We start from the raw sequence: 13832 nt of genomic DNA, 5'->3' as shown, positions 1-13832 counted from the left end.
ACTAGTATACACGTTTTTTCAAACGTTTTCCTCATAAATTGTTTAAAACTTCACATTGCTCCGAAAGCAATAAGGGGCGGACACTGCAGGCACCCGCACCCTGTTCCTTAAAACCCGTTCTGCTCCGCCACTTGTTTAAACCAGTATCCGCTTTTCTTAATGGTTCGTTCGCAGTCTTTATCAAGATTGACAGAAACAAAGCCGTACCGGTTTTTATAAGCATTTGTCCATGACCAGTTGTCCATAAACGTCCACATATGATAACCTTTTACATTCACCCCTTCCCGGATCGCTTTGTGCAGCCATTTCAAATGTTCACGGATAAACTCGATACGATAATCGTCTTCAATCATCCCCTCCTCATTTCGGAATTTTTCTTCGCCTTCCACGCCAATCCCGTTTTCGGAAATATAGCACTCAATATTGCCGTAATTTTCTTTCAAATTGATCAGCAAATCGTAAATTCCTTTTTCATAAATTTCCCAACCGCGGTGGCGATTCATTTTTCTACCCGGCATCTCATAATCATCGAAAAACCTTTCCGGCATAAACGGTGCATACGGATTCGGCAAATTTTCTTTTGCTTTTACGCGGCGTGGTTGGTAGTAATTGACGCCAAGAAGATCAACCGTATTCTCACGGATCAGTTTCAGATCGCCTTCTTCTGTTTTTGGCAAAAAGCTGTATGTTTTCAACAGTTCAACCAGTTCGGCCGGATATACACCTTTTACTGCCGGATCCAGAAAACTGCGATTAAAAAATAAATCTGCGATATTCGCGGCTTTCACATCAGCCGGATGCTGGCTTCTTGGATACGAAGGAGTCAAATTCAAAATGATGCCGATTTTGCCATCCTTTATATTGGTTTTTCTGAAAACTTGTACCGCTTTTGCATGCGCCAAAACGGTATGGTAAGCAACCTGAACCGCCCTTTGGAAATCGACGACATTTGGATAATGAAAATCATATAAATAGCCGCCTTCAACCGGAACAATCGGTTCATTAAACGTAAACCATTTTTTTACACGATCCCCGAATGTTTCAAAACATATTTTGGCGTACGACGCATAGGAATCAATGACTTTCCGGTTTTCCCAGCCGCCGATTTTTTGCAATTCCATTGGCATGTCGAAATGGAATAAATTCACAAACGGTTCAATGCCGTTTTGAATAAGTTCATCAATGACACGGTTGTAAAAGTCGACAGCTTTCTCATTCACTTTTCCGGTGCCTCCCGGAATGAGCCTTGACCAGGAGATGGAAAAGCGGAAAGAATTGTGCCCAGTTTCTTTCATTAATTGAATATCTTCTTTATAACGGTGGTAAAAATCAGAGGTTTTTTCCGGTCCGATACCGTCAAAAAACCGGTTTGGCTCTTGTTCATACCAATAATCCCAAATATTTATCCCTTTTCCATCTTCGCGGGAAGCTCCTTCAATTTGTGTTGCAGATGTGGCACTTCCCCACCAAAATCCTTCCGGAAATTTATACTTGATTGCCATATTGAACACCTCTTATGCTTTTCATGCTGATACGTGTTTATTTTTGTACAATTCAATAATTTCTATTGCAAGGTCCTTAACTGTTAACGCGGTCATCAAATGATCCTGAGAGTGGATCAAAATGACGTTAATATCGTTTTTATTCCCGTTTGCTTCGTCCTGAAGAAGTTTCGTTTGAAAATTGTGCGCTTTGCCTAACTCCGTTTTTGCCTCTTCCATCAACCTGTCTGCTTCATCGAAATCTCCATTTTTTGCCGCCTGGATCGCTTCCATTGCACAAGATCTGCCATTTCCGGCATATAAAATGATTTGAAATGCGATTTCTGTCATGTTTTCCACTTATGATCCACTCCTAAAAGTAAACACCGGCCTCTATTCAAAAGAGGCCGAATAATTTTATTCATTTGATGCTTTCTTCTCGCTTTCATAGTAGTTTTTATCCAAGATCTTCAAGAACGGCCACCAGATTGCCATAACGACAAGCAGATTCACAAGCTGTAAAACGCCGCCCTGCCAATGATTTCCAGTTGCTAAAAAGCCGTTAATGACAATCGGGGTGGTCCAAGGAACAATAACGCCTGCTGGTTTTGGCACGAGACCTGTCGCCATTGAAAAATAGGTGATAATCGTAACAACAACCGGCGCCAGAATCCATGGAATAAGGACCAGTGGATTCATCACGATCGGAAGGCCGAAAATAATCGGTTCGTTTACGTTGAAGATGCCTGCCGGGCCGCCCAGTTTGCCGAGTTCTTTAATTTGCCGGCTTCTGCCGATGATAAAGATTAGAACCACTACGGCAAGCGTCATGCCTGTTCCGCCCATTCCAACAAGGAAGGAATCGATAAACTGTTTTGTAATGATGTTCGGCAGTTCATGGCCTGACTGGAACGCTTTCAAATTTTGGTCATTTAATGTATACCAGATCGGGTCAAACACAGAGTTGATAATGATTTGGCCATGGAGCCCGAAAAACCAGAACAGCTGGATTAACAGCACTGCAACAATTGTTGCCGGCAGTCCGCTTCCTAATGCGGTCAACGGTTTTTGGATGATGGTATATATAAAGTTCTGAACCGTTTCAAACGGCGTATAGCTGAAAATAATTCTGATTGCCAAAAAGATTGTAAGCGTTAAAGCAATTGGAATAAGCGCGCTGAATGATTTTGACACAGCTTCCGGAACACCCGGCGGCATTTTGATCGTCCAATTTTTATTGACAAAATAACGATATAATTCCGCTGAGATAAAAGCAGTAAAAATCCCCAGAAACATCCCTTGCGCGCTCAAGGCCGAAGTCGGGATCACACCCGTTGTTTTGCCCAGAACCTGCGGCGTTAAAATCAGGAATGAAGCAAGCGCAACAACACCGCCGTACAAAGCTTCACCACCATAATGCTGGGTCAATTTGTATCCGATTCCAATGATAACAAATAAGCCCATAATACTTAATGTTGCGGCGGATGCAGGGCCTAAAGCATTTTGATAAGCGGTATAGGCATCTTTGCTGATGATATGGTCCAAAAACGGAAAGTTTGCAATAACGACAAAGATAGAACCGAAAATGATCAGCGGTAACGCAACCATGAAACCGTCGCGGAGCGCAGTCAGATATCGATTATTGTTCAATTTATCCGCTATTGGCAAAAGGATTTTTTCCAAAAAGTCCATGAATTTGTTGCTGTTCATTTTTCTCTCCCCCGCATGATTATTTGCCTATCAATTCAAGCGCTTTCTTGTAAACTGCTTCGCCATCAACACGCCCGTAAGCAACCGGATCAATGACGTCGATCGGAATTCCGGCTTCTTCGGCGTATTTTTCCAATTTCTTTTTCATAAAACGCATCTGAGGCCCAATCAGAAGAACATCTGCATTTGCCATTTCATCTTGCGCCTGATCCTGGCCAACCGCCCAAATTTCGGCTTCATCGCCGATAGACTCGGCATATTGGCGCATCTTGGAAACTAATAAACTCGTAGACATACCCGAACTGCAGGCAAGCAATATTTTTTTCATGTTAAAAACCTCCTAAGTTATATTGATATCGTTTACATTTATTATTATAATCTTTTATTTTTAAATGTCTATATATTTATATAAAAAACATTGAACATTTTTTGAAGACCTGACTCTGAGAGAGGCGCAGCGGGAGTTGTGACAACTTTTTGTCTCATTTTCTTTTCATTTTTCCTTCATTTGTTTTTAATATGCGAGGGCTACATTATAGTTGTAGCAAGGAAAAAGCAACAAACCCTTAAGTTTCTAGATACCCCCCTTAATGTCTAGAAAAAACTCCCCTTACCAAACCGGCCTGGCGCCGGTTTTTTTGCAAATCAAAGCCAGCACTTGTTATCTCGCGCTGGCTTTGCTATGTGCGAAACATATCCGTTTGTTTTTCACCGGCACAAATTAACCTAAATTCCCAGTTAAATGCAAGATAGTACGAATAGCCTCTTAATGGCACAATTGCGGTGAAAATCCGGTTTTTTGCGGCACGATTCATGCATGCGGCATAAATTGAATGCAGAGCACAATCCCGCATATTTATGCACCCTATATTTCCTCTTCCTCTTCATCCCATTCTTCTTCCCAGCTTTCATCGTCCCAATCCCAGTCGTCCCAGTCTTCTTCTGTATCCAATTTGAACAAGCTTAACAGCCGTTTGATCATGCCCAATGTTCTCCTTTCTTTTTTCTATAGGATTCTCCATTCCACCAAGCAATATTCAGACCGTCTGCTGCATCCATAAAACAGTGCCTAATGGGGAACAATAAAAGTACCTATTTCCGGAGGTGAAAAACATGGATACGTGGTTTTATCTTCATCTTATCAATACGTTTTATTTTGTTCTCTTCATGTTTTGTGTGCCGCCGGTGGTCGCTGCATTGCTTTGCTGGCAGGAAATCAAAGAATACCTTAACACCAGGAAAGGGGCACAAAATGAAAAACAGGGATGAGCAAATTTTCGACTGGTTTAATCAATTGTTTAAAATTATTAATTCAAAGGGGGATATTGGGGAAATCAAACAGATCGGTCAAAAATATAAATGGAAACAGCCGCCGAAAAAATGAAGCGGCAAGAGGATGAATAATCATTTTCCCCAAAAAACGACATTTCTCATCAAAAGTTCATTTTTCTTTCATGATTTTTTAGGAAATAACGGCTATTATGAAAAATGTAGCAACGACAAGTTACAAAACCCTATACCAACTAGACACCCCCCTTTTTTTGTTGTCTAGCAATACCCCCTAAAAAACCGGCTTTTGCCGGTTTTTATTTCTTGCCTTCGCAAAGGGGCAGGTTTGCGGCCGGCCGTTATCATCACGCAGAAAATACTGGCGCCATTCAAAATTGTCTTTTTCGCCGTACTGCTTCAATTCCGGATGGATCGGCACGGAATCGTAAGCTGCAAGCCTTTGATGGATGGACGCCCTCGTTCGTTCCGCTTTCCGCTTATCTTTGGAAAATTGCTCGAGCACCGCGCGTGGTGTCAAGGCAAACATCAAATACGGAAAATGCCGGCTCCGGCGTTTTTGATGGGCTGGTGATGCCCCGTAAACAAAATACTTTTCTCCATGGAAACAAAACTGCCAAAGTGGATGTTCCGGATCTTCCGGGATATCAGCGGGCCAGTCCTCCTCATCAAGGCTTCCCGCTTCGGATAAAATCTGCCAAAACAGTTGTTCATAATCCTCTATGCCGCCTTCAAAATGCGGCAGGTTGCTAAAAACGATCAGCGACGTATACGGCCCGTATTGGCGCCAGTTTCCCGAATAGTTTTTTAAAATAGAAGCAAATGAGCTACCAGCAGCCTCCCCGCCCTCGATAAAAGCATATTGTATCTGATCCAGCGCAAACCCGGCCACAGCCGGCACACACGGAAACGGCTTGTTTTTATCGGAAAGCCTGGCGGCAAATGAGGTAAATGCATCAACCATCCAGCCGTCCAATGCATGGGCATTTTTTTCAATCCACGTCCGGGCAGCGGTCTTTTCTTTGATCTCCATTTCTTTTCCTCCATTTGATGTTCCGGAAAAAACCGGCTTTTATGCATACTGTATGAGGAAAAAGAAATTTGGGTGAAAAAAGGCCGGGACACAGCTATTCTGCATCCCGGACAAGCACATAACGATCCTCGATCGTCTTCGGCGACACCATATTACCGGTGCCGAGGATGGCGCTTTCATTTTGGACCGCCACGACCATGGCGAGGGTGTTATGCTGTTTTTCTTTGTATACCTGACCGACTTTGATGTCCATGTGAACCCACCTTTATAAATGTGTGCGGCGTTTTTGCTGTTCCTGGATCGCTTTATTTCTTTCGCCGCCGTCGGATAGTTCTTCATACGCAAATTCGGTTTCTTCGCTTTCAGCCGCTATCAGGTCAGTAGAAGCCTGATGATTGTTCGGCGCGGCCTGTTCATTCCATTTCAACTGGACTCCCCCTTTCCGTCTTTAATATGCTACTCGCGCCACGAAAACATGCATGCCGGACGTATCGCTTTTTCCGGATCGAATTGGGCCATTACATTTTGCTGGCCACGAAACAGGAAATATCCCAGCAAAGCAGAAGTCAATCGGCCGCCATCCATGGACCTAAGATCCGGATCCCGCCACAATCGTTTAATCCCCTTCCGAATGGGTAAACTATGCTAAAACGATAAGGGGGCGGTTGGACATGGATCAATCTTCGCATGAGAAAATCCAACTGCACGGCTTTAACAACTTGACGAAGTCGCTCAGCTTTAATATGTATGACATTTCTATACGGCAACGAAAAAAGAAAGGGAAGCCTACATAGAATATATTGACGAACAGTACAACGCGGAGCGGCTCACGGATATTTTAACAAATGTATCCGATTTGATTGGCGCGCATGTGCTCAACATTGCTAAGCAGGATTACGTGCCGCAGGGTGCAAGCGTGACCGTGCTGATTTCGGAAGGGCCGGTTGTCGAAGTACCAAAGGAACAGCTGAAAGAATTGCCCGGCACGCTGCCGGAATCGGTCGTGATGCAACTTGACAAAAGCCATATAACTGTCCATACTTATCCGGAGTACCACCCGAGCGAAGGCATTTCCACATTCCGTGCGGATATTGACGTTTCGACCTGCGGAGAGATTTCGCCGCTAAAAGCTTTGCATTATCTCATTCATTCTTTCGATACCGATATTATGACGATCGATTACCGGGTGCGCGGCTTTACCCACGACATCAACGAAAAAAAACTATTTATCGACCATGATATCAGCTCAATCCAAAACTACATTCCGGAATCCACCAAGGCCCTTTACGATATGATTGACGTGAATGTATACGAGGAGCATATTTTCCATACAAAATGCCGGCTGAAAGCATTTGATCTTGATAATTATTTATCCGGCCATACAAAAGTTGAACTGTCGCCGGATCAGATCAGAGGCATTACCTCAAGATTGAAAACGGAGATGGATGAAATTTTTTATGGGAAAAATATGGCTTAAGGCGGATGCCGCCGGTGTCGGGAAAATTCTACGCGCACATTACCGGAATGTCCCGGAATCACTGCTGGTGGATTCCGCGGCTTTAATACGGGATAACCGATACCTGCAAATCAAATGATGCGATTGATCCCCGAAAAAGCGGCTTCAGCCTGCCGCTTTTTTGCATGCCGGGAACCTCAATCTGGATGTTTTTGAAGGGAATTGGTAAACTGGGGTTACAGGTAGAGGAGGTTTTGGAGATGGAAACAGAAAGAGGCAACATTAGAGATCTTCCGTTTGAAAGCTGGGAGCTCGGGGAAACGCTCAATCTTTGGGTGTATTTTCCGGCACGGTTTTCCCCGCTTTATAAATATTCGCTGTGCATCTGCCAGGACGGGAAAGATTTTTTCCAGCTCGGCCGTATTGCGCGCACCGCGGACGAACTGCTCGCGAATTCCAAAATTGAGGACGTGATCATTGTCGGGATTCCGTATGCCAATATTCAGGACCGGCGCCGGAAATACCATCCGGATGGCGAACAAAATCCCGCTTACATCCGCTTTTTGGCGCATGAACTCGTACCATACCTTGACCGCGAGTTTCCGACTTACCAAATGGGGGCAAGCCGCACCTTAATGGGCGATTCACTTGCGGCAACCGTATCGTTAATGGCGGCGCTAAAGTACCCGCACACGTTCGGAAAAGCCGCGCTGATGTCGCCGCTCGTCAATGAAAAAGTGTTGGCAGCCGTAAAGCAATGCCCTGATCCGCAGCTCGTGAACATTTATCATATCGTCGGGAAAGGCGAGACGGAAGTCAAAACTACCGACGGGAAAATCCAGAATTTTGTTACACCGAACAGAAAACTGCATGACGCGCTTACCAAAAAAGGGTTCCCCGGTTTTTATGAAGAATTTGACGGCAACCACTCTTGGAGGTATTGGCAAAAAGAATTACGGCGGGCGCTGCTTTACCATTTTAAAAAGTATTAATTTTTCATAAACTTTTATGATAAAATTGTATCATAGCGGAATCCAAATCCAAAAAAAGGAGGCTAGACCATTGAAGTACGCACTGGTTGTTTTTCCGTCCAAAAAACTTCAGGACCTTGTCAATTCCTACCGGAAGCGTTATGACCCGCATTACGCGCTTATTCCCCCGCATATTACATTAAAAGCGGCGTTTGAGGCGTCCGAGAATCAGGCAGAAACATTTACCGCGCAACTTAAAGAGATCGCGAAAAAATACAACCCGTTTTTATTGAAAGTGACAAAAGTAAAGTCGTTCGAACCTGTCAGCAACACGATTTATTTCAAAGTCGAACCGACACCCGAACTTGAAGGACTTTTTGCCGATTTCAGGGACCATTTGCCGGGCGATCCCCCTCCTTATCCGTTTGTGCCGCATATTACCATTGGGCAGAAACTATCGAAAGAAGAACACGCCGATATTTACCGCCAGCTGGAAATGGTAGGCATTGAACATAAGGAAATGGTAAACCGTTTCCACTTATTGTACCAGCTTGAAAACGAAACTTGGACCGTTTATGAAACATTTCATCTTGGAAAGGATTAACAAACGTGGATGTAAAAATTGTAGAAAACGATAAAGAACAAGAAGAAGCTTTCCAGATTCGGAAAACCGTTTTTGTAAAAGAACAACATGTGCCGGTTGAAGAAGAAATCGATAAATTTGAGAAAGACTGTACGCATTTTCTCCTGTATGACAGGGGAAAACCGGCAGGCGCCGGCCGTTTTCGCATCATGGACGGGTACGGAAAAGTGGAGCGCATCTGCATCCTGCCTGAAGTGCGCGGCAAAGGGGCAGGCAGGCGGCTAATACTTGCCATTGAAGATTTCGCCGGGAAACAAGGTGTTTCGAAACTAAAATTAAACGCACAAACGCATGCGATTCCGTTTTACGAAAAACTCGGGTACCGCGTCACATCTGATGAATTCCTTGATGCCGGCATTCCCCATAAAGCGATGGAAAAAACATTAAAATAGCACTTGCGAAAAGGCAAGTGCTATTTTATATTCAGCGGTTTGCTATATTAATACTATGAAAATAAATTTTATTTAAAAAATACATATACTTATACTAAGAGGGGTGAGGAAATGTTTTCGAATCTTTATTTAGCAGCGTTAATTTTAGGTTCAACTGTCGGCATCTATGGATTAATCTGTGTTGTGTATTACGATGACAAGTTGAGAAAAAAACCAGATGATAACACGATTAAGATTTACTATTCAACCCGTTTAAAAACCAGTATGTGGGTTTTAGTAGCAGATATCGTTTTTATAGGTTTTCTGATGTTTATCAGTTTCAAATTTCTATAGTGTCCATAAATATCATGCCTGAATATCTCCTGAACGATTTTTTTCAAACTTTGTAAAGTTCAATAAAGAAACATCCTTATATTTTGATATCAATTTTTTTCCCTAAACCGGTCATATTAGCTATAAAGCGCGGCGTCCGCATGTTGGTTTTAACCGGAAGGGCAGATTTCCAGCCGGAAATGGAATCGCCGGAAGCGCCGAATTGCCGACGAATGGGCAAAATTTTTGATATAGCGCCTGCCTTTGCAATTTCCGTACGGCAGGAAGCCAGCTGGTCATAAATCTGGTATTGTTGGGACTGGTAATTGGAGATTGGAGCGATGAAACCCATAGCAGCCACTCCTTTTTCGTTCTTTAAAACCTATACCCTTTCTACTGTCATCTTAAACACATCAAAGCGGACTTGCATCTGTTTTGCAAGCCCGCTTTGTTTACTTTCCGTTGTTCATCATGTTATTGATCGTGTTTAAATCCAGTTTTTTCCCGTCCTGGATAATCGATTCCACGATTTTATCTTCCAGCTCTTTCGGCACACGTTTGTTTGCGATTTGCGATACGCGCCGGATGATGCCGCGAACGGTTTTTTCGTCCTTAAAGTTTGCATTTTGCAGGGAATTGGCCAGCTGGAAAATATCGTTCATATTGACACCTGTTTTTTTCTCAATATTTTTAAAAAACTGATTATCCACGTTTTGATCGCCCCTTTCTTTCAGCTGTTTTATCGTATGAAAGGAGGCGCCAGAATGACAGTGAAAAAAACGGATTTTCCCAAAAAAAGGCGAGGAAGCGCATTCCCCGCTCTTTTTTCATCTAATTAGCAGAAACTTGCTCCAACAATAATCAGTAGGATGAATAGCACGACAATCAACACAAACGTGCTGCCGTAGCCGTAGCCGTAACCATAACCGCAGCCGTAACCATATCCGTACATGTTCTTCACCTCACTTCGTGGATTACACTATACAGTATGTAAGGTGTAGGCATTCGGTATGGGCGTATGTTTGGCTGGTACAATTATCCTTTTGGCTTAAAAATAAGCGAACCGATAAAACCGAAAATGATTGCAGCCGAAATCCCGGAAGATGTCACTTCAAACATGCCGGTCAATACGCCGACAATGCCGTGCCTTTGGACTTCCTGCATCGCACCGGTCGCCAGTGCATTGCCAAAGCTTGTAATCGGAATGGTTGCGCCTGCTCCAGCAAAATTCACCAACGGTTCGTAAAGGCCCAATCCTGAAAGAATGGCGCCGGCAGTAACGAGGACACTCATCGTATGGCCCGGAGATAATTTTGCGACATCAAAGAGCAGCTGCCCGATAACACAGATGAGACCGCCGATGACAAATGCCCAGAAAAACATCGCTAACATATTCCAACTCCCTTTCTTACAAATATTCAATGGCACAAGCATGCGCAATGCACGGGATTGTCTCCCCCTGCTGGAAAGACAGCGGCGATAAAAGCGCGCCGGTTGCCACAAGCAAAATCCTTTTATAGCGACCTTTTTTCATTTCATTTAGCAGATGGCCGTATAATACGACAGCCGAACATCCCGGCCCGCTCGCCCCCGCTTGGACGGGCTGGCTTTCATCATAAATGAGCAGGCCGCAATCCTGAAACTGTTCTTCGGTAACGGCTAGCTGTTTATTTCTAAACAGATCAAGTGCGATGGAACGGCCGATTTTCGCCAAATCCCCAGTGATAATCAGATCATAGTATGAAGGATCCCGGCCCATATCCTGCAGATGCCGTTCAATCGTGTCGACTGCGGCAGGCGCCATAGCACCGCCCATATTAAACGGATCGGAAATGCCCAAGTCAAGCACTTTGCCGATCGTGGCCGAAGTAATGCGCGGCACCGGCCCATTCTCTTCTGCCGGACCGATGACTGCAAATCCAGCGCCCGTTACGGTCCATTGTGCGGACGGAGGTTTCTGCCCGCCGTATTCGGTCGGGTAGCGGAACTGCTTTTCGGCCGATGCATTGTGGCTGGAGGCACCAACCACTACTTTTTGTGCGCCGCCGTGGTTGATAATAAAGGCAGCAAGCGCCAGACTTTCCATCGAAGTGGCACACGCACTGAACAAGCCGAAATACGGGATTGCGTTCGTCCTTGCTGCAAAGCTTGTCGGCGTGATTTGGTTAATTAGATCGCCCGCCAGGAAAAACTGGATGTCGGTTTCCTGGAGATTTTGTTTTTTCAACGCGATTTGGACAGCTTCTTCGATTAATTTCTGCTGTGCTTTTTCATAAGTATCCTGGCCAAGCCACAAATCTTCAAAAAACCTGTCGAAATCATCCACAAGCCTTCCATTTTTCTCGAACGGTCCTCCGACAACGCCGGTCGATAAAATTGCAGGTTGATTGTCAAACACCCATGTTTGCGATTTTCCAGGCATCAGAATCCCCCCCACATCATGATGACGGTGCGAATGAGCACGACAACAAATGCGGAAAATACGCCAAACACAATTACCGTTCCGGCAAGTTTAAAAATGTTTCCGCCGACACCGAGCACATAGCCTTCCGTACGGTGTTCAATCGCGGCAGAAACAACGGAGTTCCCGAAACCGGTCACCGGCACCGCACTGCCTGCACCCGCGTACTGCCCGAGGCGGTCGTAAATGCCGAAGCCGGTCAACAGCATCGATAAAAAAACCATTGTCGCTGTTGTCGGGTTTCCGGCTGTTTTTTCCGTAAAATTAAACATATAAATATAGAAATAAGTAAATGCCTGTCCGACAAGGCAAATACAGCCGCCCACCCAGAAAGCGCGAATGCAGTTTTTCAAGACTGGCCTTTTCAGCTCATGCTTTTTTTCCAGCTGGCCGTATGCAATTTGTTCCGGTGTTTTGTTTTTATTTTTGTTTGCCATTGCCTCATCCCTCTTCTTATGTTAATTCCTGCTTCAGTTTGATAATTTCTTTGAAACGTTTTTTTGCCTGTTCGGTTGTTATTTTGTGCTTGTCCATATCTTCCTGTAGGCGGACGGTTTCCAGGAAAATTTTATAGTCGCTGGAAACGATGAAAGACCGCCTCGGATAACGTTTTTTCAAAAATGCGGTTAATTGTTTCTCGATTTTTTTCATTTTGAAGCGGTGTAGATGCCTGACTTTGTAAGCAATTAACGTTTGTTTCGGTCCTTCAATGATGGCCACATCGTAAATGCTGTCAAAACCAAGGACATCTTTTCTCAATTGCCCTGAAATCGATTCGGATTCAGGGTGGCTGCTCAACCGGATCGGCGCCGGTTGCGTTTTTTTGACGAGTGCAAACTTGCTGTCCCGGTGTTCCGGCCCGTTAAAGTTGCAGCCGGAAACAAGAAATGTAAAAGCCAGCACCATTAAAAATATTTTTTCCATACTCATCCCTCTGCGATCTCAACTTTTACCTTCATATTTTTTTCCACAGTTCGGATTTTATAAATAGAAAATCTTGCCGAACGTTTCCAGTATGATCCCGCGCAGGAGTTGCAAATCCCATGTTGACAGCAATAGCCAGGCCATTTTAAAAAGCGGAAGGTACAAGTTGCCTTCCGCTTTCTGTTCACCGCGTTTTTTTGGCGCCGCAGCCACATCCGCTTTTTTTTATTTTTTTGCCTTTCATTTTATTTGCGGGTTGGACGGATGAGGGGAGTACCGGTATTTTCATGAGCGGCCTGCTGTTCATGTATTTACCACCCTTTCCTGCAGGATTGCACTTTCTTTTTTATCCTATGCCGCTAAGTGAAAGTTGTTTATTTCATTCGTCCATGATGCGAGCTAGCACTGACTCGATCAATCCGGCAAGGCCGGCAATCGCCAGGACCGTAATCAAGGGCTCCCCCACCTGCGGGAAAAACAGCCAGAGCACATAAATCAGGACAGCACACCATATCCCCGTGCACCAATAACAGCTTAAAAGCTCCCCGATCCACCGCCTCAAACCTTTTCCTTTTAAAATAATATAAGTTGCCTTGGAGCCGTCCGGTTCGGTTTCTTCCACTTCCTCATGAAAAGGCTTCCGCAAAAACGCCGTTATTTTATCATAAACGATTAGTCTTGCCAGCCTGAAACTGGCAAACGCCATCAGCATAAAAACGCACCAATCCGACATATACATGCACATCCCCCCTTTGTATGTATTGCTGCCTCCGGGGGACAAGCGGTTCTCCCCCCGCCCTGCGTTCCATTGCCTAAAAACCCTTTAACGGCGCGGCCTGTGTACTTTGCCTATTTTTGCAAAAGCGCGAGAACATTTTCATTCGGATCGGTACAATCTCTTCCGAATTGATTTCAGCTGTCCCGAGCTGATCGGCATAACTGACCAGTACTTTACCGTTCGTTACTTTATTCACCATGCCAACCACAGCACCTTCTGAAGTCGAAATTTCAACAATAATGTTCGGAATGTAAAACGGTTTAATTGTTAAATAATCGAGCTTTCCTTCAATCGACATGTCTTTAAAAGCTTTCCGGTTATAAGCCGGTTTCTCTTTTTCCGACTGCGTTGCCGTTTCCAGTTCTGTTTCTTCCATTTCTGCCA

20 protein-coding genes and 1 pseudogene are annotated in these 13832 nt (G+C 44.4%); 5 read left to right on the top strand and 16 right to left on the bottom strand.

Annotated features, from left to right (window positions below; translation table 11 throughout):
- Positions 1–107: 107 nt before the first annotated feature.
- From gmuD to BpJC4_RS09310, 4 genes are all read right to left on the bottom strand, one after another.
- Positions 108–1502 carry a 6-phospho-beta-glucosidase GmuD gene (gene gmuD / locus BpJC4_RS09325; RefSeq protein ID WP_151697800.1) on the bottom strand — a complete coding sequence of 465 codons (1395 nt, stop codon included), beginning with the start codon at positions 1500–1502 and terminating at the stop codon, positions 108–110.
- Between the two features lie 21 nt (positions 1503–1523).
- On the bottom strand, positions 1524–1832 hold the full coding sequence (locus BpJC4_RS09320) for a PTS sugar transporter subunit IIA (RefSeq protein WP_080612106.1): 309 nt from the start codon (positions 1830–1832) through the stop codon (positions 1524–1526).
- A gap of 66 nt (positions 1833–1898) precedes the next feature.
- Positions 1899–3191: a PTS cellobiose transporter subunit IIC gene (gene celB, locus BpJC4_RS09315; protein WP_151679704.1), complete on the bottom strand. Its 1293-nt coding sequence runs from the start codon at positions 3189–3191 to the stop codon at positions 1899–1901.
- A gap of 19 nt (positions 3192–3210) precedes the next feature.
- Positions 3211–3519, bottom strand: a complete 309-nt coding sequence (locus BpJC4_RS09310) for a PTS sugar transporter subunit IIB (RefSeq protein ID WP_151679705.1) — start codon at positions 3517–3519, stop codon at positions 3211–3213.
- Positions 3520–4443: 924 nt separating this feature from the next.
- Between BpJC4_RS09310 and BpJC4_RS16835 the strand changes: the two genes are divergently transcribed.
- Positions 4444–4575, top strand: a complete 132-nt coding sequence (locus tag BpJC4_RS16835; protein ID WP_259370053.1) for a hypothetical protein — start codon at positions 4444–4446, stop codon at positions 4573–4575.
- 177 nt (positions 4576–4752) lie between these two features.
- On the opposite strand, the gene BpJC4_RS09305 is transcribed toward BpJC4_RS16835, so the two are convergent.
- The 3 genes from BpJC4_RS09305 to BpJC4_RS16140 form a co-directional block, all read right to left on the bottom strand.
- A complete protein-coding gene (locus BpJC4_RS09305) occupies positions 4753–5511 on the bottom strand; it encodes a YqcI/YcgG family protein (protein WP_151679706.1) in 759 nt (252 codons plus the stop codon).
- 94 nt (positions 5512–5605) lie between these two features.
- Complete coding sequence (locus BpJC4_RS16145; RefSeq protein WP_172968270.1) at positions 5606–5764, bottom strand: hypothetical protein; 159 nt, start codon at positions 5762–5764, stop codon at positions 5606–5608.
- 12 nt (positions 5765–5776) lie between these two features.
- Positions 5777–5938, bottom strand: a complete 162-nt coding sequence (locus BpJC4_RS16140; RefSeq protein ID WP_172967508.1) for a hypothetical protein — start codon at positions 5936–5938, stop codon at positions 5777–5779.
- 244 nt (positions 5939–6182) lie between these two features.
- Here BpJC4_RS16140 and speD point away from each other — a divergent pair.
- The 4 genes and pseudogenes from speD (at position 6183) to BpJC4_RS09285 (ending at position 8973) form a co-directional block, all read left to right on the top strand.
- Positions 6183–6988: pseudogene (speD, locus tag BpJC4_RS09300) on the top strand (adenosylmethionine decarboxylase).
- 239 nt (positions 6989–7227) lie between these two features.
- A complete protein-coding gene (locus tag BpJC4_RS09295) occupies positions 7228–7959 on the top strand; it encodes an alpha/beta hydrolase (RefSeq protein WP_151679707.1) in 732 nt (243 codons plus the stop codon).
- 70 nt (positions 7960–8029) lie between these two features.
- Entirely contained in the window at positions 8030–8542 is a 513-nt protein-coding gene (locus BpJC4_RS09290) for a YjcG family protein (RefSeq protein ID WP_151679708.1), read from the top strand.
- Positions 8543–8547: 5 nt separating this feature from the next.
- Positions 8548–8973, top strand: a complete 426-nt coding sequence (locus BpJC4_RS09285) for a GNAT family N-acetyltransferase (RefSeq protein WP_151697799.1) — start codon at positions 8548–8550, stop codon at positions 8971–8973.
- Between the two features lie 409 nt (positions 8974–9382).
- On the opposite strand, the gene BpJC4_RS09280 is transcribed toward BpJC4_RS09285, so the two are convergent.
- The 9 genes from BpJC4_RS09280 to BpJC4_RS09240 form a co-directional block, all read right to left on the bottom strand.
- On the bottom strand, positions 9383–9637 hold the full coding sequence (locus BpJC4_RS09280; RefSeq protein WP_151679710.1) for a hypothetical protein: 255 nt from the start codon (positions 9635–9637) through the stop codon (positions 9383–9385).
- Positions 9638–9737: 100 nt separating this feature from the next.
- On the bottom strand, positions 9738–9995 hold the full coding sequence (gene spoVIF, locus BpJC4_RS09275) for a sporulation-specific transcription regulator SpoVIF (protein WP_151697798.1): 258 nt from the start codon (positions 9993–9995) through the stop codon (positions 9738–9740).
- A 125-nt stretch (positions 9996–10120) separates the two neighbouring features.
- Positions 10121–10237 (bottom strand): YjcZ family sporulation protein, encoded by a 117-nt coding sequence (locus BpJC4_RS09270; protein WP_151679712.1) that lies wholly within the window; start codon positions 10235–10237, stop codon positions 10121–10123.
- An 83-nt stretch (positions 10238–10320) separates the two neighbouring features.
- On the bottom strand, positions 10321–10677 hold the full coding sequence (gene spoVAE, locus BpJC4_RS09265; protein WP_151679713.1) for a stage V sporulation protein AE: 357 nt from the start codon (positions 10675–10677) through the stop codon (positions 10321–10323).
- A gap of 16 nt (positions 10678–10693) precedes the next feature.
- Entirely contained in the window at positions 10694–11707 is a 1014-nt protein-coding gene (gene spoVAD, locus BpJC4_RS09260) for a stage V sporulation protein AD (protein WP_151679714.1), read from the bottom strand.
- A complete protein-coding gene (gene spoVAC, locus BpJC4_RS09255) occupies positions 11707–12183 on the bottom strand; it encodes a stage V sporulation protein AC (protein ID WP_151679715.1) in 477 nt (158 codons plus the stop codon). Before spoVAC ends, spoVAD begins: the two co-directional genes overlap by 1 nt.
- Before the next feature lie 16 nt (positions 12184–12199).
- The gene (locus BpJC4_RS09250; RefSeq protein WP_151679716.1) at positions 12200–12670 is read right to left on the bottom strand and encodes a sporulation protein; all 471 of its coding nucleotides are present in this window, start codon (positions 12668–12670) and stop codon (positions 12200–12202) included.
- Between the two features lie 379 nt (positions 12671–13049).
- Positions 13050–13409 carry a DUF1360 domain-containing protein gene (locus BpJC4_RS09245; RefSeq protein WP_151679717.1) on the bottom strand — a complete coding sequence of 120 codons (360 nt, stop codon included), beginning with the start codon at positions 13407–13409 and terminating at the stop codon, positions 13050–13052.
- 73 nt (positions 13410–13482) lie between these two features.
- Entirely contained in the window at positions 13483–13824 is a 342-nt protein-coding gene (locus BpJC4_RS09240; protein ID WP_253693429.1) for a CotO family spore coat protein, read from the bottom strand.
- Positions 13825–13832: the final 8 nt, after the last annotated feature.

Origin of the sequence: Weizmannia acidilactici (assembly GCF_008974185.1) — a bacterium.
Classification (GTDB): Bacteria; Bacillota; Bacilli; order Bacillales; family Bacillaceae_C; genus Weizmannia; species Weizmannia acidilactici.
Note: the sequence above shows the minus strand (reverse complement) of the source record. Positions and strands in the feature narration are given on the sequence as shown.

What these genes read in the sequence shown, in the direction of transcription:
- gmuD (WP_151697800.1), bottom strand. Translation starts at nt 1,502, where the DNA reads ATGGCAATCAAGTATAAATTTCCGGAAGGATTTTGGTGGGGAAGTGCC.
- BpJC4_RS09320 (WP_080612106.1), bottom strand. Translation starts at nt 1,832, where the DNA reads ATGACAGAAATCGCATTTCAAATCATTTTATATGCCGGAAATGGCAGA.
- celB (WP_151679704.1), bottom strand. Translation starts at nt 3,191, where the DNA reads ATGAACAGCAACAAATTCATGGACTTTTTGGAAAAAATCCTTTTGCCA.
- BpJC4_RS09310 (WP_151679705.1), bottom strand. Translation starts at nt 3,519, where the DNA reads ATGAAAAAAATATTGCTTGCCTGCAGTTCGGGTATGTCTACGAGTTTA.
- BpJC4_RS16835 (WP_259370053.1), top strand. Translation starts at nt 4,444, where the DNA reads ATGAAAAACAGGGATGAGCAAATTTTCGACTGGTTTAATCAATTGTTT.
- BpJC4_RS09305 (WP_151679706.1), bottom strand. Translation starts at nt 5,511, where the DNA reads ATGGAGATCAAAGAAAAGACCGCTGCCCGGACGTGGATTGAAAAAAAT.
- BpJC4_RS16145 (WP_172968270.1), bottom strand. Translation starts at nt 5,764, where the DNA reads ATGGACATCAAAGTCGGTCAGGTATACAAAGAAAAACAGCATAACACC.
- BpJC4_RS09295 (WP_151679707.1), top strand. Translation starts at nt 7,228, where the DNA reads ATGGAAACAGAAAGAGGCAACATTAGAGATCTTCCGTTTGAAAGCTGG.
- BpJC4_RS09280 (WP_151679710.1), bottom strand. Translation starts at nt 9,637, where the DNA reads ATGGGTTTCATCGCTCCAATCTCCAATTACCAGTCCCAACAATACCAG.
- BpJC4_RS09270 (WP_151679712.1), bottom strand. Translation starts at nt 10,237, where the DNA reads ATGTACGGATATGGTTACGGCTGCGGTTATGGTTACGGCTACGGCTAC.
- spoVAE (WP_151679713.1), bottom strand. Translation starts at nt 10,677, where the DNA reads ATGTTAGCGATGTTTTTCTGGGCATTTGTCATCGGCGGTCTCATCTGT.
- spoVAD (WP_151679714.1), bottom strand. Translation starts at nt 11,707, where the DNA reads ATGCCTGGAAAATCGCAAACATGGGTGTTTGACAATCAACCTGCAATT.
- spoVAC (WP_151679715.1), bottom strand. Translation starts at nt 12,183, where the DNA reads ATGGCAAACAAAAATAAAAACAAAACACCGGAACAAATTGCATACGGC.
- BpJC4_RS09250 (WP_151679716.1), bottom strand. Translation starts at nt 12,670, where the DNA reads ATGGAAAAAATATTTTTAATGGTGCTGGCTTTTACATTTCTTGTTTCC.
- BpJC4_RS09245 (WP_151679717.1), bottom strand. Translation starts at nt 13,409, where the DNA reads ATGTATATGTCGGATTGGTGCGTTTTTATGCTGATGGCGTTTGCCAGT.
- BpJC4_RS09240 (WP_253693429.1), bottom strand. Translation starts at nt 13,824, where the DNA reads ATGGAAGAAACAGAACTGGAAACGGCAACGCAGTCGGAAAAAGAGAAA.